Origin of the sequence: Novosphingobium sp. (assembly GCF_027486195.1) — a bacterium.
In the GTDB taxonomy this organism is placed as follows: domain Bacteria; phylum Pseudomonadota; class Alphaproteobacteria; order Sphingomonadales; family Sphingomonadaceae; genus Novosphingobium.
In genome coordinates this window covers 35,933-59,067 of sequence record NZ_JAIXPP010000030.1, presented here as the reverse complement: position 1 = coordinate 59,067, position 23,135 = coordinate 35,933, and the positions used below count along the sequence as shown (strand labels likewise).

Genomic DNA, 23,135 nt, shown 5'->3' with positions numbered 1-23,135 from the left:
TGGCGGTTGTTCTCCCGCCGCTCGCGATGCCTCAGCCGCGCCGCGCCGTCCAGACCCGTTCAGCCCTAGGCCGCCGATGCCCGCTGGTGCAGGCGGGTGATCGCATCGAGCGAGGAGAGCAGCGCGCCTTCCTGCCAGCAGCCGTAGTAGGAGCAATGCTCCCCCGCGAGGACGATGCGGCCATCCAGCGAGACAAGGTTCTGGTAATGCGCGGCGCGGCTTTCCTCGGTCCAGGTGGCGCAGCAGCCCAGAATCCAGGGCATGCGGCTCCACGCGAGCGAAACGCCGCTGCGGAATTCGGACTTGTAGTGCGCGGGGTGGAATACTGCGCCTTGATCGAGCGCGGCCTGAATGCGCTTCTCCGGTGTCATCCCCGCAAGGATATAGGCGCCGACGCCGAACGGATAGGCGCCGAGCAGCACGGCAGGGCCATCGCTGAAGGCGCCGTGGCTGGGATAGCTGACGAGACCGATGGCCTGATCGGTGAACGAGCTGCCGCCATAGATCGCGTCCTCCGTCTCCCAGAAGCGGCGGTTCATTTCGAGCCCGATCTTGACCGAATTGCCATAGGGCAGCGCCTTGATTGCGGCCTTCTTGGCATCGGAGACCTGAATATCGATCTGGCCGAGCACGGTGGCGGGGATCGTGCAGACCATCCAGTCGGCATGCGTTTCGCCGGTCGCGCCGGTCTTGGCATCGGTCCACGAGGCGGTGACGCCGCGATCATCCTGCGCGATCTTCGTCACGCGGGTGCCATAGCGGATCAGCTTGCCGACGCGGGCCTGAAACGCCTTGCCGATATGGTCCATGCCGCCCTTGGGCTGGAACATCGAGGGCTGCATCACGTGCTCGGCAAAGAAGCCAAGCGTTTCCCAGATCTTGCTGTCGAGCGTATCGCTGAGGCTGAAGGGATCATTGGGGATCGGCTCGCCGTTTACCCCGCCGCCCGGCGGGCGCTGCCAGCCGCGCTGCTCGCCCAGCTTCTCGCTTTTCACATAGGCCATGTTCTTGTCGAGCACGCCCCAGCTGCGCATCGCCTCGAGCAGCTTGGCCTTGTCCTCGCCCGTGACAGCCTGATCGAGCGCGCCTGCATGGAGCGCCTTGCCGAGCAGTTCGGAGACGTGGCCCTTCCAGTCGGTCACCACATCGCGGTAGCGCTGCGGCTTGCCGCCGAAAGCGCTTTTGCGGTGGACGAAGGCGTTGGTGTTGTTCTGGATATAGGGTTCGAGCTGGACGCCCAGTTCCTTGCAATAGTGCAGCACGGTCCGGTGGTGGTGCGGGATGCGCCAGGGGCCGGGGTTGATGTAGTTTCCGGGCGCGAAGCCGACTTTCTGGACCGAGCCGAGTTCGGTAACCACATCGCCGCCGCGCAGGGTCATGTTGCGGCCGCCCGCGCGGTTTTGCGTTTCGAGGATCTGGACCTTGTAGCCCGCCTTGGTCAGTTCATAGGCCGCCAGCATGCCGGCAAGCCCCGCGCCGAGCACGAGGACCGAAGCGCCGCGCTTCGCACCGGATAGCCCCGGCGGGCCGGTGAACTGTGATTCCGCCGCGTGGCCCATCACCGTCATCGCCTGATAGAGCGCTGCACCGCCGCCGACTTTGCCGATCAAGGTGAGGAGATCGCGGCGGGTTGTCGGCAGGATCGGTTCGGTCATGCAGGGCACCTTGAAAGCGTGAGTCTCTGGCGGGACATCAGTGGCCGCAATTGCAATCGGGCACCGGCGGATTGGCGGTGGTGATGCGGTCGAGATCGGCGACCGTCACCGCATCGGGATAGCCATTGAAGTGACCGCGCACGTAATTGATCACCGCGGCAATCTGGGGGCGGGTGAGAATATCCGTAAACCACGGCATGCCGCCGCGCCCCTTGAGCACGACGATGCTGGCATAATCGTGATCGGCAAGGCGCGGATTGCCGGCGAGCGCGGGGAACATCGCGCCGGGGACCCCGCCGCCCTTCGCATCGGCCATGTGGCAGGACTGGCAAATCTGCTCGTAAAGCTCCCTGCCCTCGTCCGAAACCTCGACCGTGGAAGCGCCGCCACGGTCTTGCGCGGCGCCAGAATCGGCGAACGCGAGTGCGGCGGCCAGAGCAAGCGCGCCGGCAAGAAGAGACGTATGGCGATATCCCGGCAAGGTCGTGGTCCCACTCCTGCTACCGTCGGTATTGCGCCAAGCTATGCTGCATTGCAGCGCCGTCAATGCAAATTGTTGCTGGATTGACGCGCACGGCCCTGACCATTGGGGCATTCAGCCGCTTTTGCGGCTGCGAATTGTCGCGTATGGTCGCCGCCGAACCCGCCGCTTGCTGCGGCGCTGTTTGAAGGGGACCACCGATGCGCTTCACGCTTCTTTCCGCGCTGGCTTTCGCCGCGCTTGCATTCGCCCATCCTGCAGCAGCGCAGGTAACCCGCGTGCAAAGCAATCCGCAGGCGCTGATCCTCGACGGGGCGGACGTGAAGGCGGGGACGGACCTGTTCTATCTTTCGGGGCAGCTCGCCTCCCCCATCGATCCGGCCAAGACCTTTGCCGACGTGAAATCGATCGAGGACCTCGGCGACACGAAAACGCAGACAATCAGCGCGCTCGCCAAGATCAAGTCGATCCTCGAGGCGCGCGGTTATGCGATGTCGGACGTGATCAAGCTGACGCTGTTCGTGGTGGCCGATCCCAAGCTCGGCAAGATGGACTTTGCCGGGGCAAACGAAGGCTTCAAGCAGTTCTTCAAGACGGCCGAAAACCCCAATACCGTGGCGCGATCGACCTTTCAGGTTGCGGCGCTGGCCGGCCCCTATTTCCTGATCGAGATCGAGGCTGTCGCCGCGAAGAAGCGCTGAGGCGGGCGGCAGCGGGAACGCCAAGGAACGATTGCAAACGTATTCCTTTGGACAGCCGCCCCGCTTCGGTCTCTTAGGCGGCACGTGGTGGCTTGCCGCCGGTGACATCCCTCGCCTAGTCTGCGAGGCAAGCACCGGGAGAGGCCGGACACCATTGGGACGCCAGAGCGAGGGCCGCCGCAGAAGCCCGTGCCAAGCCGCATCCGATCAGGGGGAGTGACGATCCGTGCGCCTCGACCAGAGTGACAAGCCCGCTGCCAGCGCCTCGCGCGCCGAGGCGGGTGATATGCAGGCCCATATTCTCGACGTTCTGCGGCACCGCGTGGGCAAGGACGTCCATTCCGCGACCCCGCACGACTGGTTTACCGCAACCGTCCTCGCGCTGCGCGACAAGGTGATCGACCAGTGGATGGAATCGACGCACCGGACGTATGAGGCGGGCGGCAAGCGGGTCTATTACCTAAGCCTTGAGTTCCTGATCGGGCGTCTGCTGCGCGATGCGCTTTCGAACATGGGCCTGACGCGCGAAATGGAAAAGGCGCTGCGCTCCTATGGGTTCGATCTTTCGACCATTGAGGATCTGGAGCCGGACGCCGCGCTCGGCAATGGCGGGCTCGGGCGGCTGGCGGCGTGCTTCATGGAAAGCCTCGCGAGCCTTGATATCCCCGCTTACGGCTATGGCATCCGCTATGTGAACGGCATGTTCCGCCAGCGGCTGGATGACGGCTGGCAGGTGGAACTGCCGGAGACCTGGCTGAGCCACGGCAATCCCTGGGAATTCGACCGGCGCGAGAGCGCTTACCGCATCGGCTTCGGCGGCGAAGTGGTGGACAAGGGCGACCGGGTGGAATGGATCCCGGCCGAGCAGGTCGAAGCTTCCGCAGTCGATACGCCGGTGGTCGGCTGGCGCGGCAAGCGGGTAAACACGCTGCGGCTGTGGACCGCGAGCGCGCTTGATCCCATCCGATTGGATGCCTTCAATGCGGGCGACTATACCGGTGCGCTGGCCGAAGAAGTGCGTGCCGAAACGCTGGTGCGCGTGCTCTATCCGGCGGATTCCAGCCCCGCCGGGCAGGAACTGCGGCTGCGGCAGGAGTATTTCTTCACCTCCGCCTCGATCCAGGACATCGTGCGCCGCCACGTGCAGACGTATGGCGATATTGCCAGCCTGCCCGACAAGGCCGCGATCCAATTGAACGACACGCACCCGGCGGTGGCGGTGGCCGAGATCATGCGGATTTTGGTCGATCTCCACGGGCTCGATTTCAACGAGGCGTGGGACGTGACGCGGCGGACGGTCGGCTATACCAACCACACCCTGCTGCCCGAGGCGCTGGAGAGCTGGCCGCTGCCGCTGTTCGAACGGCTGCTGCCGCGCCACATGCAGATCATCTACGCGATCAACAGCCGCGTGCTGCGCGAGGCGCGCAAGAGCGGAGCCGACGACCGCGCAATTTCGGCGATCAGCCTGATCGACGAAGCGGGCGAACGGCGCGTGCGCATGGCGAACCTTGCGTTCGTGGGCGCGCACAGCGTGAACGGGGTGGCGGCGCTCCACACCGAACTGATGAAGTCTACAGTCTTTTCGGACCTGCATGGGCTTTACCCCACGCGCATCAACAACAAGACCAACGGGGTGACCCCGCGGCGCTGGTTGCAGCAGTGCAATCCGGGCCTCACCAGCGTGATCACCGATGCGATCGGGCCGGGCTTTCTCGACGATGCCGAGAAGCTGGCGGAGCTCAATGCCTTTGCCGATGATGCTGCGCTGGGCGAGCGGATTGCCGAAGTGAAGCGGGCCAACAAGGTCGCGCTCGCGGCCTATGTGCGCCAGACCATGGGGCTTCGTCTCGATCCCGATGCGCTGTTCGATGTGCAGATCAAGCGCATCCACGAATACAAGCGCCAGCTGCTCAATCTGATCGAGACGGTGGCGCTCTATGACCAGATCAGGAGCCATCCGGAGCGCGACTGGGTGCCGCGCGTGAAGATCTTCGGCGGCAAGGCAGCTTCAAGCTATCACAACGCCAAGCTGATCATCAAACTGGCGAGCGACATCGCGCGGCGGGTGAATGCCGATCCTTCGGTGGGCGGGCTGCTCAAGGTCGTGTTCATGCCGGACTACAACGTTTCGAAGGCGGAACGGATCATTCCGGCAGCCGACCTTTCGGAGCAGATCAGCACGGCGGGGATGGAAGCTTCCGGCACCGGCAACATGAAGTTTGCGCTGAACGGCGCGCTCACCATCGGCACGCTTGATGGCGCGAATGTCGAGATCAAGGACCGGGTGGGCGATGGCAACATCGTGATCTTCGGCCTCACTGCCGATGAAGTGGCAGAAAAGCGCGCCGGGGGATACAATCCGCGCGCCGTGATCGAAGGCAGCCGCGAATTGCAGCAGGCAGTCTCGGCCATCGCGACGGGCGTGTTCTCGCCCGATGATCCCACGCGCTATGCCTCCCTGATGGGCGGGATCTACGACCACGACTGGTTCATGGTCGCGGCCGATTTCGACGGCTACCACGCGGCGCAGCGCAAGGTGGACCGGATGTGGGAAGACCAGGCCGGGTGGCGCGCCAAGGCTATCCGCAACATCGCCAATGTCGGCTGGTTCTCGTCCGACCGCACCATCGGCGAATATGCGCGCGAGATCTGGGGAGCTCTGACTTGATCACGATGCTGGCATCATGAAGCCCTCCCCCGCCGCGCTCGAAGCCCTGCTAAACGGGACCCATGCCGATCCCTTTGCCTTGCTGGGGATTCATGAAGGACCGGGCGGTGCCTTTGCCCGCGCGGTGCTGCCGGGGGCAGAGACGGCGGAGGCCCATGCGCTGGGCGGAGAAACGCTGGGCACGCTGACGCGGATCGACGAGCGCGGCCTGTTCGAAGGCACGGTCAAAGGGCCGCGCCAGCCGGTGAAGTATCGCTGCACCGCAGGGCCGCATGAGTGGTGGCTGACCGATGCCTATTCGTTCGGCCCGGTGCTGGGGCCGCTCGATGATTTCCTGATCAATGAGGGCACGCACCTGCGCCTGTTCGACAAGCTTGGCGCGCATGTGATCGATCACGAAGGCGCGCGGGGCGTGCATTTCGCGGTCTGGGCGCCCAATGCCGAGCTGGTCTCGGTGGTTGGCGAGTTCAACGATTGGGACGGACGCCGCCATCCGATGCGGCGGCGGGCCGATATTGGCGTGTGGGAAGTGTTCCTGCCCGATATCGAGCCGGGACGCGCCTACAAGTACCGCGTGGTTGGCCCGGGCGGCGCAGTGCAGCCGCTCAAGGCCGATCCCTTCGCGTTCCGCTCCGAACTGCGGCCCGCGACGGCGAGCGTGATCGCCGCGCCCGATGCGCATGCGTGGGGCGATGCCGACCACCGCGCGAGCTGGGCGAAGACCGATCCGCGCCGGGTGCCGATCTCGATTTATGAGGTGCACCCCGGATCGTGGCAGAAGCCCGGCGATGGGCGCGAATTCTACAGCTGGGACGAGCTGGCAGACCGGCTGATCCCCTATGTAGTCGAGATGGGCTTCACCCATATCGAGTTCCTGCCCGTCTCCGAGCATCCGTTCGATCCGAGCTGGGGCTACCAGACGACCGGCCTGTTTGCGCCGTCCGCCCGCTTCGGCGAGCCAGAGGGCTTTGCACGGTTCGTTGACGGAGCGCACCGGGCTGGGGTCGGCGTGCTGATCGATTGGGTCCCGGCACACTTCCCGGTCGATGCGCATGGCCTTGCGCAGTTCGACGGCACGTATCTCTATGAACATGCCGACCCGCGGCTGGGCTTCCATCCCGATTGGCAGACCGCGATCTACAATTTCGGGCGGCGGGAAGTCCTGAGCTTCCTGGTGAACAATGCGCTCTATTGGGCTGAGCGCTATCACGTCGATGGCCTGCGCGTGGATGCTGTCGCCTCGATGCTCTACCGCGATTACAGCCGCAAGGATGGCGAGTGGATCCCCAATGCCGAGGGGGGCCGCGAGAACTGGGAAGCGGTGGCGTTCCTGCAGGCGATGAACCGTGCGGTCTATGCCAGCCACGCCGGGTTCCTGACCGTTGCAGAGGAATCGACGAGCTGGCCGGGGGTGACGCTGCCCACCGATGCCGCAGGGCCGCCGCGCGGGGGGCTGGGTTTCGGGTTCAAGTGGAACATGGGCTTCATGCACGACACGCTCGCCTACATGGCGCGCGATGCGGTGCACCGGCGCTATCACCACGACGAGATCACCTTCGGCCTCATGTATGCCTTCAGCGAGAACTTCGTGCTGCCGCTGAGCCATGACGAAGTGGTCCACGGCAAGGGATCGCTGCTGGGCAAGATGAGCGGCGTGGATGCCTGGCAGAAGTTTGCCAACCTGCGCGCCTATTACGGGCTGATGTGGGGCTATCCGGGCAAGAAGCTGCTGTTCATGGGGCAGGAGTTTGCGCAAGGGCGCGAATGGAGCGAGGCGCGCGAGCTCGATTGGTATCAGCTAGATCTCGCTGAACATGCCGGGGTGCAGCGCTGGGTGAAGGACCTCAACCACGCCTATCGGACCTTGCCCGCGCTCCACGCGCGCGATTGCGAGGGTGATGGCTTTGAATGGCTGGTGGTCGATGACGCCGCCGCTTCGGTCTTTGCCTGGGCGAGGCTGGCGCCGGGTGCGCCGACGGTGGTTGTCGTCAGCAACATGACACCGACGCTGCACGGGCACTACCGGCTGCCTTTCCCCGAGAACGGCACGTGGCGCGAGGCGCTCAACAGCGATGCGGGCATCTATGGCGGATCGGGCCAGGGCAATCTGGGCGGCGTGACGGCGCAAGATGGCGCGGCACTTGTCGTGCTGCCGCCGCTGTCGACGGTGATGTTCGTGTTCGAGGGATAAGCGCTTCACGAGACAAGAATTGGGGCAAGGAGGGAGAAGGACCATGCGCGATACTTATGGACAGCCGCTGGCGCGTGACGCCATGGCCTATGTGCTGGCAGGCGGGCGCGGCAGCCGCCTGTGGGAGCTGACCGACAACCGCGCCAAGCCCGCGGTCTATTTCGGCGGGGTCAGCCGGATCATCGACTTCGCGCTTTCGAACGCGATCAATTCGGGCATCCGCCGCATCGGCGTGGCGACGCAATACAAGGCGCATTCGCTGATCCGCCACATGCAGCGCGCATGGAACTTCATGCGACCAGAGCGCAACGAGAGCTTCGACATCCTGCCCGCCTCGCAGCGCATTTCCGAGCATGCGTGGTATGAAGGGACGGCGGACGCGGTCTACCAGAACCTCGACATCATCGCGAGCCACGCGCCCAAGTACATGGTCATCCTTGCGGGCGATCATATCTACAAGATGGACTACGAGATCATGCTGCAGCAGCATGTCGCGACCGGCGCGGACGTGACGATCGGCTGCCTCGTGGTGAAGCGCGAGGAAGCCAAGGGCTTTGGCGTGATGGCGGTCGATGGCGCTTCGGTGATCACCGATTTCGTCGAGAAGCCCGAAGATCCGCCCGCGATCCCCGGCGATCCGGAGCATTCGCTCGCCTCGATGGGCATCTATGTGTTCGAGACGAAGTTCCTGTTCGAGGCGCTGCGCCGCGATGCGGCCGATCCCAATTCGACCCGCGACTTCGGCAAGGATATCATCCCCGATATCGTCAAGAACGGGAAGGCGGTTGCCCACCGCTTCACCGATAGCTGCATTCGCGCGGCTGAGGAAATCGGCGAATACTGGCGCGATGTCGGCACCGTGGACGCTTATTTCGAGGCGAACCTCGATCTGACCGACGTGGTGCCCAAGCTCAATATGTATGACCGCGACTGGCCGATCTGGACGGACCAGGTCGTGGCGGCGCCAGCCAAGTTCGTCCACGATCTTGAAGGACGGCGCGGCATGGCGATTTCCTCGCTGATCTCGCAGGACTGCATCGTCTCGGGCGCGATCGCGCGGCGGTCGCTGCTGTTTACCGGCGTGAAAATGGGCTCGTTCTCCAGCGTCGATGAGGGCGTGATCCTGCCTTATTGCAACATCGGGCGCGGGGCGCGGCTTTCCCGCGTGATCCTCGATTCCGGCGTGCGCATTCCCGAGGGCCTTGTGGTGGGCGAGGACCCGATCCTCGATGCCAAGCGCTTCCGCCGCACCGAGAGCGGGGTGTGCCTGATCAACAAGGCGATGATCGAGCGGCTGGCGTGAAAAAGCCCACCCTTGACTGCCGGTTCTGCCCCTCCCCCGTTCGGGGGAGGCCGGGTGGGGGTGAGTGGCGCTTGCAGGAAAGGCCGAACCCCCTCCCCCAACCCCTCCCCACCGGGGAGGGAAGCAGCGCTGGAGTGCTCGTATGACGCTCAACGTCCTTTCCGTCGCTTCCGAGGCTGTGCCGCTGGTCAAGACCGGCGGCCTTGCCGATGTGGTGGGTGCGCTGCCCGAGGCGCTGGCGGCGCACGATGTGGCCATGACGACCCTGCTGCCGGGCTATCCAGCGGTGATCGCCACGCTCGGCAAGAAGCCCAAGGCGGTGCACAAGTGGGAGAGCCTGCTGGGCGAACCCGCACGGCTGCTGGCGGGTAAGCTCGGCCAAGGTGCCGCGGCGCAAGCGCTGCTCGTGCTCGATGCGCCAGGGCTCTATGCGCGTGAGGGCGGGCCTTATGGCGATGCCACCGGGCGCGATTGGGCGGACAACTGGAAGCGCTTTGCCGCCTTCGGGCGCGCGGCGGCGGATGTGGCGGGCGGCGTGGTCAAGGGGCTGTCGTTCGATCTCGTTCATGCACATGACTGGCAGGCGGGGATGACGCTGGCCTATCAGCGTTTTGCACCTGCGGGGCCGCAGTTGCCTTCGGTGATCACGATCCACAACATGGCGTTTCAGGGGCATTACGGCGCGGACCTGTTTCCCGCGCTGGGCCTTCCGCCGCAGGCCATGGCGATCGACGGGATCGAATATCACGGCGGGATCAGCTTCCTGAAAGCTGGCCTCGCTTCCGCCAGCCGCATCACCACGGTGAGCCCGACTTATGCCCGCGAAATCCGCGAGCCCGGTTTTGGCATGGGCCTCGAAGGGCTGATCCGCGCGCGGGAAAGTGACGTGAGCGGGATCGTCAACGGGATCGATCCGGCGGTGTGGAACCCGGCGAGCGATCCGGCGCTGAAAGCGCCCTACACCGCCAAGGCGCTCGGCAAGCGGGCGGCCAACGCGCGGGCGCTGGAGGCAGAGTTTGGCCTTGAGCGCGGGGATGGGCCTGTCTTCATCGTGATCAGCCGGCTGACATGGCAAAAGGGCATGGACGTGCTGCTCGAAGCGGCAGACCACCTTGTCGGCATTGGCGGGCGGCTGGCGCTGCTGGGTTCGGGCGATGCGGCGCTCGAAAGCGGGTTTCATGCGGCAGCGGCGCGGCATCCGGGGCGGATCGGGGTGCGCATCGGCTATGATGAGGCGCTTTCGCACCGCATGCTGGGCGGCGGCGATGCGATCCTCGTGCCGAGCCGGTTCGAGCCTTGCGGGCTGACGCAGCTCTATGGCCTCGCCTATGGCTGCGTGCCGGTGGTGAGCCGCACCGGAGGCCTTGCCGACACGGTGATCGACGCCAATCTCGCCGCCCGGCAGGCCGGCGTCGCCACGGGCGTGCAGTTTGACGGGGTGCGCTATCAGACGCTCGCCGACGCCATCACCCGCACGGTGCACCTGTTCCGCGATCCCGCCGCCTGGCGCAGCCTGCAGCGCGCGGGGATGAGCGCCGATTTCTCATGGACCGGCAGCGGCGGGGCCTATGCCGACCTCTACAAGAGCCTTACGGTAACGCCATGATCCAGACGATTCCCTCGACGCCTTTCGCCGACCAGAAGCCCGGCACTTCGGGCCTGCGCAAGAAGGTCCGCGTGTTCGCGCAAGCCAACTACGCCGAGAACTTCATCCAGTCGGTGTTCGATGCCGTCGCGCCCGAGCCGGGTTCGACGCTCGTGATCGGCGGGGACGGGCGCTATCACAACCGGACGGTCATTCAGGCGGCGATCCGCATCGCAGCGGCGAATGGCTACGGCCGGGTGCTGGTGGGGCAAGGCGGCATCCTCTCGACGCCTGCCGCAAGCCACGTGATCCGCAAGTATGGCGCGAGCGGCGGGCTGATCCTTTCGGCCAGCCACAACCCCGGCGGGCCGGACGAGGACTTCGGCATCAAGTACAACATCGCCAACGGCGGCCCCGCGCCCGAAGCGATTACCGACGCGATCTTCGCACGCACCAAGGTGATCGACCGCTGGCTGACGGTTGAAGCGGCGGACGTCGATCTCGATACGCTGGGCGTACAGACCGTGGCGGGCATGATGGTCTTGGTGATCGACAGCGTGGCCGACTGGGCCGATCTGATGGAAACGCTGTTCGATTTCCCCGCGATCCGCGCGGCGGTGGCGAATGACCTCACCATGGCGTTCGATGCGATGCACGCCGTCACCGGGCCTTATGCGACCGAGGTGCTGGAAAAGCGGCTGGGGTTCCGCTCCGGCACGGTGCACAACGGCGTGCCGCTGGAAGATTTCGGCGGGCACCATCCCGATCCCAACCGCGTCCATGCCAAGGTGCTGTTCGACCTGATGTTTTCGCCCGATGCGCCCGCATTCGGCGCGGCTTCGGATGGTGATGGTGATCGCAACCTGATCGTGGGCAAGGGCATTTTCATCACGCCTTCGGACAGCCTCGCGATGCTGGCGGCCAATGCGCATCTGGCACCCGGCTATGCCAAGGGCCTCGCCGGGATCGCCCGCTCGATGCCGACGAGCGCGGCGGCAGACTGCGTGGCGCAAGCGCTGGGCATTCCGTGTTATGAGACGCCGACGGGGTGGAAGTTCTTCGGCACCCTGCTCGATGCAGGCAAGGCGACGATCTGCGGCGAGGAAAGCGCAGGCACCGGTTCGGACCATGTGCGCGAGAAGGACGGGCTCTGGGCGGTGCTGCTCTGGCTCAACATCCTTGCCGTGCGGGGCGAGAGCGTGGAGGCGATTGCCCGGCAGCACTGGGCGAAGTTCGGCCGCAATTACTATGCGCGGCACGACTATGAGGCGCTGCCCAAGGATGTGGCCGAAGCGCTGATGGCGGCGCTGGAGGCCTCGTTCCCTGCCCTCCCCGGCAAGGTGTTCGGGCCGCTGACGGTCGAGAAGGCGGACAGCTTTGCCTATGACGATCCGGTGGACGGCTCGCACAGCGCCAATCAGGGCCTGCGCGTGCTGTTTGTGGGCGGATCGCGCATCGTGCTGCGGCTTTCGGGCACGGGCACCGAGGGCGCGACCTTGCGGCTCTATCTGGAGCGCTACGAGCCGGCAGGCGGCACGCTCGATGCCGATACCGATGCCATGCTGGGCGATCTGATCGCGGCGGCTGAAGCGATTGCCGGGATCGCCGCGCGCACCGGCCGGACGGCGCCTGACGTGATCACATGACCCAGCTTTCGGTGCGCGCGCCGCGCGCCGAGGCTCTCACGCTCTGCCTGTTTGACGGGGATAACGAGACCCGGCTGCCGATGGCGCGGCGGGGGGATGATTGGGTGCTCGAGGCCCCTGCTCCCGGCACGTGCTATGGCCTGCGCGCGGAAGGCGAATGGGCTCCCGAGCGCGGCCTGTGGTTCGATCCCGCCAAGCTGCTGGTCGATCCGCGCGCAGTCGAGCTGGACCGGGCGTTCACGTACAGTCCGGCGCTATCCGCATACGGCGTGGATACCGCCGCGCTGGTGCCACGCGCCATCATGCCCGGCGCGCTGCCGCAGATGCCGTTGCAGGCGCCCGTCTTCAAGCGCGGTGGGCTTATCTACGAAGCGAATGTGCGCGGGCTGACCATGCTGCACCCTGACGTGCCCGAAGTGCAGCGCGGGACGGTGGCCGCGCTGGCGCATCCGGCGGTGCTGGCGCACCTAGAAAAGCTGCATGTGAGCGCGGTGGAGCTCATGCCGATCACCGCATGGATCGACGAGCGGCATCTGCCGCCGCTGGGCCTATGCAACGCCTGGGGCTACAACCCGGTCGTACCGATGGCGCTCGATCCGCGCCTCTGCCCGGGCGGCGTGGCGGAACTGCGCGAGACGGTGGCGGCGCTGCACGCCCGCGGGATCGGCGTGATCCTCGATCTGGTGTTCAACCACACGGGCGAGAGCGATGTGCTGGGGCCGGTGCTGTCGTTTCGCGGGCTCGACAACGCGGCCTATGCCCACAACGCCGATGGCTCGCTGATCAACGATACCGGCTGCGGCAATACGCTCAATTTTGCGGGTCCGGCGGTGCGCGCGCTGGTGATCGAAAGTCTGCGGCATTTCGTGAAGCATTGCGGGGTGGACGGGTTCCGCTTCGACCTCGCAACCGTGATGGCGCGCGGGCCGGGCTTTGCGGCGGATGCGCCGATCTTTGCCGAGATTGCCGCCGATCCATGGCTCGCGGACCGGGTGCTGATTGCCGAACCGTGGGATATCGGGCCGGGCGGCTATCAGGTGGGGCGGTTTCCGGCGCACTGGCTGGAGTGGAACGACCGCTATCGCGACGATGTGCGGCGCTTCTGGCGGGGCGATGCGGGCGTCGGCCTGCTGGCGACGCGGATTGCAGGCTCCTCCGACATTTTCGGCAAGGACTGCCGCGCGGTGAACTACCTCGCCGCGCATGATGGGTTCACCTTGGCCGATACGCTGGCCTACGAACATCGGCACAACCACGCCAACGGCGAGGACAATCGCGACGGGCATGGCGAGAACTTCAGCTGGAACAACGGCGTGGAAGGGCCGACGGACCATCCGCAAGTGCTCGCCCGCCGCGCGGCGCTCGCGCAGGCGATGCTTGGCACGCTGTTCGTCTCCACCGGCACGATCATGCTGACGGCGGGCGACGAGTTTGGCCGAAGCCAGCAGGGCAACAACAATGCCTATGCGCAGGACAACGCGGTGACGTGGATCGATTGGGAAGGCCGCGACCGCGCGGTGGAAGACCATGTCGCGGCGCTGGCTGCGTGGCGTGCGGAGCGGGACTTTGCGCAGTTCCCGGAAGGCGGCGATTGGCGCGCGCTGGGTGGGGCGCCGATGGATGCAGCGCACTGGGAAGACCCGGCGACGGCGGGCTTCACATGGCAATCAAAAAGCGAGGCGGCGCGATCGACGGGATTGAGGATCGATCGCGCCGCCTCCTATGCCGGACCCGGGGTGGACGGACCCGGAATCCGCTCAGGCGCGCTGCCAGACTAGCGCCGGATCAAACTCGTCGCGCGCCGCCGGCTGCGCACGCGGTGTATCCTGCACAACCGGCAGCGGCTGCGGCAGGAGCGTGTTGAGCAGCAGGCGGCCAAATGCCCAATCGCCCAGTTCGGACGCGGCGTTGATGTGCCCCGCCTCCCCCGCATCGGCGAGGCGTGCGCCCCAGCGGCGGGCGAGGCGGCGCGCCTGCGCCATCGTCAGGTAAGGGTCGTTGCGACTGGCGACGAGGACCGAAGGGAACGGCAGCGCGCTTTCCGGCACCGGCGCGAAACGAGTGAGCCGCCGGTCGAGCGGGCGCTCCTCCACATCGGGCGGGGCCACCATGAGCGCACCGATCACCTTCCCGCCATCCACGGGTCCACCGGGCTGCTCGTACTCGGCCCACCACGCCACCGCGAGGCAGCCGAGGCTGTGCGCGGCGAGCACCACCGGCCCTTCGGCGCGCTGGATCGCGAGGTTGAGCTTGTTCACCCAGGTGTTGCGGTGGGGATCTTCCCACAGCCCCAGATCGACCCGGCGGCAGCGCGGCAGGCGAGCTTCCCATGTCGTCTGCCAGTGGCCGGGGCCGGAGTTGCCAAGGCCCGGCACGGTAAGGATCACCGGCTGGGCCGCATTGTTCTGAACAGTGATGAAATTGGCCATAAAACGTCTCCAGGAGTGGAAATGGCCGGTCGACTCGGTGCACGTCCCGACAGGTCTGACGTTAACTCAACTTTTTCGATAGACAATAGCGCCGCGACGAAGCGCGCGGGGATTTCGCCGATCTGCGGCGGGACCTGCGCCGTCTTGCGGATTGGTCACACGATTGCCATGTCCTCGCCGCAGTTGGCGTGCACTGGAGGTCAAAAGGGCCAAACCAGTTCACGCGCAGGGGCCACACCGATGACGACAAACGATGGCGGGATGCGGCTGCGCCTTGCGGCAGTGCAGCATGTGGTGATACCGGCGCGCGCATGAACGCCCCCGCGCCCTCCTCCTCTGTTTCCGCGCGGCGGCTGCCAGAAAACCGGCTGGTCGTTTCGATCCACGATGTCTCGCCGCGGTTCGAGGCTCAGGTCGATGCGCTGGCGGAGCGGCTGGCGCGGCACGTGGGCGAGGCGAAGTTCGCCATGCTGGTGATCCCCGACCATTGGCGCGGCGCGCCGATTGCGGGCAACGCTGCGTTCGCGGCACGGCTGCGCGGCTGGGCCGATCAGGGCATCGAGATGTTCCTTCACGGCTGGTCCCACAAGGACGAGACGCCGGCGACCGAGGGCCTTGCCGCGATCAAGGGCAAGCACATGACGGCGGGCGAAGGCGAGTTCCTCAATCTGCCGCAGGCCGAGGCGCTCGCCCGCATGCGCGATGGGCGCGCGCTGGTGGAAGACGTCATCGGCCGCCCGGTGGCAGGCTTCATCGCGCCGGCGTGGCTCTATGGCGAAGGCGCCCATGGGGCGATGCGCGAGCTGGGCTTTGCGCTGGCCGAGGACCACATGAAGGTGTGGCGGCCCGCGAGCGGCGAAGTGCTGGCGAAGGGCCCGGTGATCACCTGGGCGAGCCGCAGCAAGGCTCGCATCGCCAGTTCGCTGCTGGCAGCCGCGCTGGGCCGGGCGGTCCTCCCCTTTACCCGGACGATCCGCGTGGCAGTGCATCCGGGCGATACGACGGTGCCTGCGTTGCTGGACAGCATCGACCGCACGCTGGCGCGCTTCGTGCGCACGCATGAGCCTTCGCGCTATGCCGCGCTCGGCGGCGGCGCATGAACGCGCTGTCGGCCGCGCTGACCCGCGAAACGCCCGCCGGCGCGCAGCCGCTGCGCATTCTGACGTTCCTCCACAGCTTCGAGCCGGGCGGCGTCGAGCGCGTGGCGCTGCGCTTGCATGAGGCATGGCGCGCGCAGGGGCACGACGCGCGGCTGGTATTGGGGCGCACGGCGGGCGCGATGAAGCGCGAGTGGCCGGGGCTGGAGTACGATGTGCTCGGTCCCGAGGCGATCCCGAGCGCGGCCTGGGAAACGCTGTGGATGATCGCCCTGCTGCCCCGCGCGATCCGGCGGATCCGGCCCGACGTGCTGTTTTGCGCAGGCAATTCCTATACCGTGGTGGCGGTGGCAATGCGGCTGCTGCTGGGCAAGGCCTGCCCGCCCATCGTCGCCAAGATCAGCAATGACCTGACCCGGAGCGACCTGCCCGCCCCGGCCCGCCCGTTTTACAGGCTATGGCTGCGGATACAGGGCCGGATGCTGAACCGGCTGGTGGGCATGGCGCCGCCGATGCGCGAGGAGATCGGCACTCTGATGCGCGCGGAGGATGCGCGGATCGCGGTGATCGACGACCCCTCGCTCGCCGAAGCGGACATCCAGCGGCTGGCGGCTGCGCGCGAAGCCGCCAAAGCGGCGCCGCGCGCGCCCGGACGGCGCTTCCTGGCCATCGGCAGGCTTGCCGCACAGAAAAATTTCGCCCTGCTGATCGATGCCTTTGCGCGCATGGCGGGGCCGGATGACCGATTGGCCATCATTGGCGAAGGCTCTGCACGCCGGGCGCTGGAGGCGCAGATCGCCCGTCTGGGGCTGAGCGGAAAGGTGCGCATGCCGGGCCACGTCAGCCCGCTCGATGCCGAGCTGGCAGCAGCGGATGCGCTGGTACTTTCCTCGGAATATGAAGGCGTTCCTGCCGTGGTTGCAGAGGCGTTGGCAGCCGGTCTGCCGGTGGTTTCGACCCGGTGCAGCGTGAGCATGGAGGACATGCTGGGCGGCGGCCGGTTCGGGCTCCTCGTGCCGGTGGGCGATGCCGCGGCGCTGGCACAGGCGATGGAAGACATTGCCAAGTTGAAATTTGACGAAGCCGTTGCGCGCGATCAATCACGGCGGTTCACCGTAGAGATAGCTTCGCATGGCTATCTCGCGCTGATGGAGGGCCTCGCCCGTGCTTAACCCCGATGGCGAGGCGGGCTCCTCGAAGGATATTTCCCCCATGGTTCCACCAGAAGCCCTGACCGAAACTCTGCCGCCGGTACTGCCGACCGCGCTGCCTTCCACCGCGCCGCTCGAACGCAGTTTGCGCAAGTGGAGCGGCTGGGTCAGCCCGGTGATCTCGCTCGCCATTCTGGTTGCCGTGCTGTGGCAGCTGCGCAAGATCGATTGGGGTCAGGTCTGGTCGATCGTGCCGACATCCCCGTGGATCTGGCTGGTGCTGGCGGCGAGCTACTTCGCAGGGCCGGTGGCGGACTGGGTGATCTTCCGCAAGCTGTGGGGCATTCCGGTTTCGGGCATCTTCCCGCTGCTCAAGAAGCTGATCGGCAACGAATTGCTGCTGGGCTATGTCGGTGAAGTCTATTTCTACGATTGGGCGCGGCGCCATGTGAAGATGGCCGGCTCACCCTTCGGCGCGGTGAAGGACGTGGCGATCCTTTCAGCGCTCGCGGGCAATATCATGACCGTGCTGCTGCTGATCTTCACGTGGCCGATCATCAGCCAACTGGGGCTCGACGGCGCAGGCACGACCGACGGGCACGTGCTCACCACCTCGATCGGCGTGGTGCTCGTCACCAGCCTCGTCATCATGTTCTTCCGCAATGGTCTGCTCAGCTTGCCGCGCGCCGACCTTGGTTTTGTCTTTGTCGTCCACACTCTGCGCATCGTGGCCAATACCGGCCTCTCCGCGCTTGCCTGGCACCTTATCCTCCCCGGCGTGGGCATGGGTTCGTGGCTTTTGTTCGCAACGGTTCGGCTGCTCTTGTCCCGCCTGCCGCTCATTCCCAATAAAGACATCGCGTTTGCCGGAATCTCGACACTCCTCGTGGGCAGTCAGGTTCAGACAAGCGACATGATTGCCATGATATCGCTTCTGATCGTGGCAACGCATGTGGTGTTGTTCATTGGCTTGATGCTGCTTGATCTGGTGCAGAAGGAGAAGAATGCTTGAAACGGGCCATCTTTCTTGGGACGGCACTTGCGTTGCTTTGCGGCGCAGGGCCAATCCCTTCGACGCCGGATCTGGGCAAGGCCGAAGGGCAGTGCCGCCCCGGTGAGAACGGGCCGGCCTTTCTTGTCGATCTGATCGGCCTCAAGGACCGCGCCGGGCGCGTGAAGGTCGAGGTCTATCCGGCGAACGACAACGACTTCCTGGCCGACGACAACATTCTGGTCATGGCCGGCAAGACCTTCCGCCGCGTGGAAGTGGGCGTTTCGGCCGAGCCGACGCCGCGCGTGTGCATTCGCCTGCCCGGACCCGGCACCTACGCGGTGACGGTGCTGCATGACCGCAATGCCGATCGCAAGTTCAGCCTCAGCCACGATGGCATCGGCTTTTCGGCCAATCCGAAGCTGGGCTGGTCGAAGCCAAAGGCCAGCACTGTCTCGGTCAATGCGGGTGGCGGGCTGACCACATTGCGCATCGTGATGAATTACCGTACCGGCCTGTTCTCGTTCGGGCCGCTCAAACGATCATAGGTATTCGCATGAAGCTCGTGGATGTATGCGCTTTCTACGCGCCCAAGGGTGGCGGCGTGCGCACGTATGTTGATCGCAAGCTGAAGGCCGGCGCGGCAATGGGCCACGAAGTGGTCGTGATCGCACCGGGCGAGGAGAACCGCGTCGAGGAACGCGGACCGAACGCGCGCATCGTCTGGCTGAAGAGCACGGTGTTCCCGCTCGATTTCAACTACCGCTATTTCAGCGATGTGCCCGGGCTCTATGCCGCGCTCAACCGCGAAGCGCCGGACATGGTGGAGGCTTCCTCGCCCTGGCGCAGCGCAAGCCTTGTCGGCGATTGGCCGGGCGCGGCGCCGCGCGCGCTGATCATGCATGCCGATCCGCTTTCGGCCTACGCCTACCGCTGGTTCGACGGCGTTGCCCCGCGCCCGGTGATCGACAAGGCGTTCGATCGCTATTGGCGGCATCTGCGCAAGCTCGACACGCAGTTCGACATGATCGTGAGCGCGAGCCAGGGCCTGTCTGACCGGCTCACCAAAGGCGGCCTCGCGGGCGTGGTGACCAATCCGATGGGCGTCGATCCCGGCGTATTTGCGCCCGGCCACCGCGATGCGCGGCTGCGCAAGGGCCTGCTTGATCTGTGCGAATTGCCCGAGGACGCGACACTCCTGATCGGCGTGGGCCGGTTCGCGCCTGAAAAGCGCTGGCCGATGCTGGTCGATGCCGTCACCGCTGCGGGTACGCGCCGTCCGGTCGGCATGGTGCTGGCAGGACAAGGACGCGATCTCAAGGCGATCGAGAAGCGCATCGGCGGCAATCCGCATATCCGCATTCTCGAGCCGATTACCGACCGGGCCGAGCTTGCCCGCGTGATGGCGAGCGCCGATGCGCTGGTCCATGGCTGCGAGGCCGAGACGTTCTGCATGGTCGCGGCTGAGGCGCGCGCGAGCGGGCTGCCGCTGATCGCCCCTGATGAAGGCGGCGCGGCTGACCAGGCGCGTGCGTCTGGCGGATGGATCTATGAATCCGCCAATGCAGCGGCGGCGGCGGAAACAATCGTCGAATACTGCATCGCGCGCGAAACCGGGCTCGACGGCCCCCGCGCCGAAATCCCGAGCCCGCGCGTGATGGACGACCATTTCGCCGAGCTGTTCGCCAGCTACGAGCGATTGGTGCGCGATAGCCGCAGCAAGCCGGGGCCACGCCGCGCGGCGTAAACACGTTCCCGCTTTTCAATATCATCGAACGATTTGATTGAACTTATCCGGATTTTCCGGATGATCAAACAGGCTTATCCCGATTGCAACAAGACCGGACGGCCTCTCGCCCGGCCTGACTTGCAAAGGATCATGCCATGACCACCACCACCGCAACCGTCCCCGCCGCCGACGTTTCCGTCCCGGCCACCGGCCACATCCTCGCCGCCGCCGGACGCGTCCTGATCGCTGCGATCTTCATTTTGAGCGGCATCGGCAAGATCGCCAACCCCGACGCCACGATCGGCTATATCGCCAGCGCCGGCCTGCCCTTCGCGCCTGCCGCGCTGATCGCTGCGGCCCTGATCGAGGTCGGCGGCGGCCTCGCGCTGATCGCGGGCTTTCGCACGCGGTTCGTGGCGCTGGTTCTGGCCGGCTTCAGCGTGATCGCCGCGCTCGCCTTTCACGCGCACTTCGCCGACCAGAACCAGTTCATCCACTTCCTGAAGAACCTCGCCATGGCGGGCGGCCTGCTGCAGGTCGCGGCCTTCGGCTCGGGCCGGATCGGCCTCGACAAGCGCTGAGCCCCTTCGCGCCTTCCGCGCAAAGAAAAACGGCGGCTGGATCGCTCCGGCCGCCGTCTTTGCGTGTGCAATCCCGCGCTGCGATCAGAACTTGATCGAAGCGTCGAAACCGAAGGTGCGCGGCATGTTGAAGTTGCCGTAATCGCCCAGGACGCTGCCATTGTTGCCGATCACGACGACGTTCGTGCCAGCCGGGCCGCTGGTCTGGACAGCGGGAAGGCTGTTCGACGGATCGCGGCGATAGACGAGCTGGTTGTTGAACACGTTGCGGCTCCACAAACCGATATTGAGCTTGTTGGCAGCACCGCCGCCAAGCCCGATATCGAGCAGCGACAGGCGGGCGTTGACGATGAAGCTCGCGTCGGCCTTCGTCGCGAACTGGTCGAAGGTCTGCGTCGCCTGGGCATAGTTGGCATCGACGTGCAGCTTGGGGCGGGCGCCGCCAAGGATTTCCGGCAGGTCGTAGTCAACCGATGCGCTGGCCGCATTGCGCGGCGTGTAGACGATGTAGAACTTCTGCAGCACCGTCGTGCTGTTGAGCGGGGCGCCCGTGCTGCTGAACTGCGTATACGTCACCGGCACCAGCGGAATGTCGGTGTAGGTATAGGCGTAGGAGAAGTTCATCGTCAGGTTGTTGACCGGCTTCACCGTGAGGTCGGCTTCGATACCGCGGATCTTCGTGGTGCCCGGGGCGTTGAAGGTCACGAGGTTGTTGAAGTTGCCGGTCGCGGTGGGCTGGATGGTCGAAAGGTCGACCTGGCTGCCCGTGCGGTCCATCATGTAGGCGGCAAGGTTGAAGCGGGCGTGGCGGTTGAACAGGTCCGCCTTCACACCGACCTCGTAGCTCTTGACGTCTTCCGGGTTGAACGCGCGGTAGTCGGACGTGCGCGAGCTGGCGCCGCCGGCGCGGTAGCCGGTCGCGTACTTGGCATAGCCATGGACTTCGTTGTTGAAGTCGTAGGCAATGGTGACCAGCGGGTTGAACCGGCGCCACTTCTTGTCAAGCGGCGCGTAGCCGTTCTGCGCCGCGATCGTCGGGTTGGTGCGGTAGTCGACGCCGCGCGAATAGATCAGCTGACCCTGCTTCTCGTCCCAGGTGTAGCGGCCGCCAACGGTGATGTGCAGCTGCTCGGTCGCATTCCAGGTGGCCTGGCCGAACACGGCATAGCTCTTGGAACGAACCTGCGAGGCGCGGTCGATCGAGCAGCCGTTGACGGCCTTGCCGACGAATTCGGGGGTATCGGCCGTGCAGAACGTGGTGGGCACATAAGTCGCCTGCGTCGGCGTGTTGTAGATCACGCGCATCGAGTTCGGCGTGGCGGCGGTGTCGCTCACGTGCTCGTTGAAGTAGTAGAGGCCGGCGACGTAATCGACCGAACCGATCGTGCCGACAGCCTGCAGTTCCTGGCTGAACTGGCGCTGGCGCAGGTCAGCGAGGCTGTAGCGGCTGAAGGTGCAGCTCGCCGGGCCATTCGTGGTGCACGCCGGCGTGTAGTTGACAACTGGCACGCGGTGCGCGCCGCCCGAGTTGTCCCACTGCTGCACGTCCACGCCGCGCCATGCGGTGATCGAGCGCAGTTCGACTTCCGGCGAGATCTTCCACTTGAGGACGTTGGTGAAGCCGTGCGTCTCATCAAAGCTGCGGCGCTGCGGAACGCCGATGTCGGCCGTGCGCATCAGGGTGTCGCCGTTGACCTCAACGCCCGGAAGAAGCGAACGAACGGTGCCCTGCGTGCCGACAAAGGCAGTGCCGGGGGTGGTGCAGGTGCTGCCGGCGGGGATCGCCAGCGGCGAGGCGTTCGTGCCGCCGCTGAGGCAATTGTTGGGGTTGTAGTTGAGCAGCTGGCTGTAGAACGGCGTGTTCTCGTCGCGCGCAACGTCATAGGTGAAATCGTTGGTAATGCCATCGACCGGCTTCCAGCGCACGGCAGCGCGGAAACCCTTGCGATCGAACAGGCCCCAGCCTTCCTGACCCTGCAGCGGGTTCTTGGTGACGGGATCCTGGTGCTGGTAGACACCATCGAGCTTGATCGAAAAGCCCTTCACTTCGGGCAGGTTGAGGTGGATCGCAGCGCTGCGCGAGCCGATGTTGCCGATGCTGCCATCGATGCTGCCGCCGAATTCGCCGGTGGGCGCCTTCGAGACCAGCGAGAGCGCGCCGCCTTCGGTATTGCGGCCGAACAGGGTGCCCTGCGGCCCCTTGAGCACTTCGACGCGTTCGATATCGAACAGGCCGGTGTTGAGACCATGCTGGCGGCCGAGATAGACGCCATCGATATAGATGCCGACGCCCTGTTCGCGGGCCGGCTGGTTGGCGTCGAGCGGAACGATGCCGCGGATGCCGATGGTGAGAGCCGACTGGCGCGCTTCGAAGGTCGCAACGCGAAGGCTCGGCACGCCGCCGTCGGCGAGGTCGAGCAGGCTCTGCACCCGGCGCTCGCGGATAGTTTCCGCGCTCATCACCGAGATCGAGATCGGGGTCTTCTGCAGATTGGTTTCGCGCTTCGTTGCGGTGACGACGATTTCCTCGATCGGAACGCCGTCCGGCAGACCGGCAGCAGGCGCTGGCGCGGCTTCGGTGGCGGCAGCTTCGGCAGCGGCTGCGAAGGCGGGGGTCGAAGCAAGTGCAAGGACGCCCGCGCCGGCCAGCAGGCCGGTACGGAGGGTATGAGCGAGTGTCATAATTAACCTCAGATGGGGGAGAACTGTTTCTGTCTGAGGCGGCCTCTAGGAGGCTTGCATGACACTTTTTTGACATTCTTACGCAAAATGTAACGCGGAATTGGCGAAAAACCGGGATTCCTGACAAAGTGTTGCAGTGGGACTACGCAGTATAAATTCCTTCGATACATTTGCCGGGCAGCGCAATCCAGTCAGCTTGGGTTCAGACTTATCCTTTAGTTAGGTAGTGAAACTAGGGAAAT

At 65.6% G+C, this 23,135-nt stretch carries 17 protein-coding genes; 13 read left to right on the top strand and 4 right to left on the bottom strand.

The genetic code is table 11. From position 1 onward, the window contains the following. Nucleotides 1-65: 65 nt before the first annotated feature. Both Q0071_RS06455 and Q0071_RS06450 read right to left on the bottom strand, forming a co-directional pair. Nucleotides 66-1,655, bottom strand: coding sequence for a flavin monoamine oxidase family protein (locus Q0071_RS06455; RefSeq protein WP_298166513.1), 1,590 nt, complete (start codon nt 1,653-1,655; stop codon nt 66-68). A 37-nt stretch (nt 1,656-1,692) separates the two neighbouring features. After that, the gene (locus Q0071_RS06450) at nt 1,693-2,136 is read right to left on the bottom strand and encodes a cytochrome c (protein ID WP_298166512.1); all 444 of its coding nucleotides are present in this window, start codon (nt 2,134-2,136) and stop codon (nt 1,693-1,695) included. Nucleotides 2,137-2,336: 200 nt separating this feature from the next. On the opposite strand from Q0071_RS06450, the gene Q0071_RS06445 reads away from it, so the two are divergent. The 7 genes from Q0071_RS06445 (at nt 2,337) to glgX (ending at nt 14,011) form a co-directional block, all read left to right on the top strand. After that, a complete protein-coding gene (locus Q0071_RS06445; protein WP_298166510.1) occupies nt 2,337-2,837 on the top strand; it encodes a RidA family protein in 501 nt (166 codons plus the stop codon). A gap of 286 nt (nt 2,838-3,123) precedes the next feature. Further along, entirely contained in the window at nt 3,124-5,508 is a 2,385-nt protein-coding gene (locus Q0071_RS06440) for a glycogen/starch/alpha-glucan phosphorylase (RefSeq protein ID WP_298166543.1), read from the top strand. A gap of 16 nt (nt 5,509-5,524) precedes the next feature. Then, nucleotides 5,525-7,699, top strand: coding sequence for a 1,4-alpha-glucan branching protein GlgB (gene glgB, locus Q0071_RS06435; protein ID WP_298166507.1), 2,175 nt, complete (start codon nt 5,525-5,527; stop codon nt 7,697-7,699). 43 nt (nt 7,700-7,742) lie between these two features. Further along, the gene (glgC, locus tag Q0071_RS06430) at nt 7,743-9,002 is read left to right on the top strand and encodes a glucose-1-phosphate adenylyltransferase (protein WP_298166505.1); all 1,260 of its coding nucleotides are present in this window, start codon (nt 7,743-7,745) and stop codon (nt 9,000-9,002) included. 142 nt (nt 9,003-9,144) lie between these two features. Continuing rightward, complete coding sequence (gene glgA, locus Q0071_RS06425; RefSeq protein ID WP_298166503.1) at nt 9,145-10,608, top strand: glycogen synthase GlgA; 1,464 nt, start codon at nt 9,145-9,147, stop codon at nt 10,606-10,608. Further along, a complete protein-coding gene (locus tag Q0071_RS06420) occupies nt 10,605-12,233 on the top strand; it encodes an alpha-D-glucose phosphate-specific phosphoglucomutase (RefSeq protein ID WP_298166501.1) in 1,629 nt (542 codons plus the stop codon). The genes glgA and Q0071_RS06420 overlap by 4 nt, the downstream gene beginning before the upstream one ends. Continuing rightward, nucleotides 12,230-14,011 carry a glycogen debranching protein GlgX gene (gene glgX, locus Q0071_RS06415; RefSeq protein WP_298166498.1) on the top strand — a complete coding sequence of 594 codons (1,782 nt, stop codon included), beginning with the start codon at nt 12,230-12,232 and terminating at the stop codon, nt 14,009-14,011. Before Q0071_RS06420 ends, glgX begins: the two co-directional genes overlap by 4 nt. On the opposite strand, the gene Q0071_RS06410 is transcribed toward glgX, so the two are convergent. Then, nucleotides 13,991-14,662 carry an alpha/beta hydrolase gene (locus Q0071_RS06410; RefSeq protein WP_298166496.1) on the bottom strand — a complete coding sequence of 224 codons (672 nt, stop codon included), beginning with the start codon at nt 14,660-14,662 and terminating at the stop codon, nt 13,991-13,993. The two genes, glgX and Q0071_RS06410, sit on opposite strands and share 21 nt — an antisense overlap. A 311-nt stretch (nt 14,663-14,973) precedes the next feature. Here Q0071_RS06410 and Q0071_RS06405 point away from each other — a divergent pair, with 311 nt between their 5' ends. The 6 genes from Q0071_RS06405 to Q0071_RS06380 all read left to right on the top strand — a co-directional run bounded on the left by Q0071_RS06405 (nt 14,974) and on the right by Q0071_RS06380 (nt 20,211). Then, nucleotides 14,974-15,762, top strand: coding sequence for a polysaccharide deacetylase family protein (locus Q0071_RS06405; protein ID WP_298166494.1), 789 nt, complete (start codon nt 14,974-14,976; stop codon nt 15,760-15,762). Further along, the gene (locus Q0071_RS06400) at nt 15,759-16,931 is read left to right on the top strand and encodes a glycosyltransferase (RefSeq protein ID WP_298166492.1); all 1,173 of its coding nucleotides are present in this window, start codon (nt 15,759-15,761) and stop codon (nt 16,929-16,931) included. Before Q0071_RS06405 ends, Q0071_RS06400 begins: the two co-directional genes overlap by 4 nt. Nucleotides 16,932-16,971: 40 nt before the next feature. Then, nucleotides 16,972-17,922 carry a hypothetical protein gene (locus tag Q0071_RS06395; RefSeq protein ID WP_298166490.1) on the top strand — a complete coding sequence of 317 codons (951 nt, stop codon included), beginning with the start codon at nt 16,972-16,974 and terminating at the stop codon, nt 17,920-17,922. After that, nucleotides 17,919-18,449: a DUF2141 domain-containing protein gene (locus tag Q0071_RS06390; protein WP_298166488.1), complete on the top strand. Its 531-nt coding sequence runs from the start codon at nt 17,919-17,921 to the stop codon at nt 18,447-18,449. Before Q0071_RS06395 ends, Q0071_RS06390 begins: the two co-directional genes overlap by 4 nt. 8 nt (nt 18,450-18,457) lie before the next feature. Further along, nucleotides 18,458-19,648 (top strand): glycosyltransferase, encoded by a 1,191-nt coding sequence (locus Q0071_RS06385; RefSeq protein WP_298166486.1) that lies wholly within the window; start codon nt 18,458-18,460, stop codon nt 19,646-19,648. A gap of 137 nt (nt 19,649-19,785) precedes the next feature. Further along, entirely contained in the window at nt 19,786-20,211 is a 426-nt protein-coding gene (locus Q0071_RS06380; protein ID WP_298166484.1) for a DoxX family protein, read from the top strand. An 84-nt stretch (nt 20,212-20,295) separates the two neighbouring features. Here the strand turns inward: Q0071_RS06380 and Q0071_RS06375 are convergent, their stop codons facing one another. Further along, complete coding sequence (locus Q0071_RS06375) at nt 20,296-22,893, bottom strand: TonB-dependent receptor (protein ID WP_298166483.1); 2,598 nt, start codon at nt 22,891-22,893, stop codon at nt 20,296-20,298. Nucleotides 22,894-23,135: the final 242 nt, after the last annotated feature.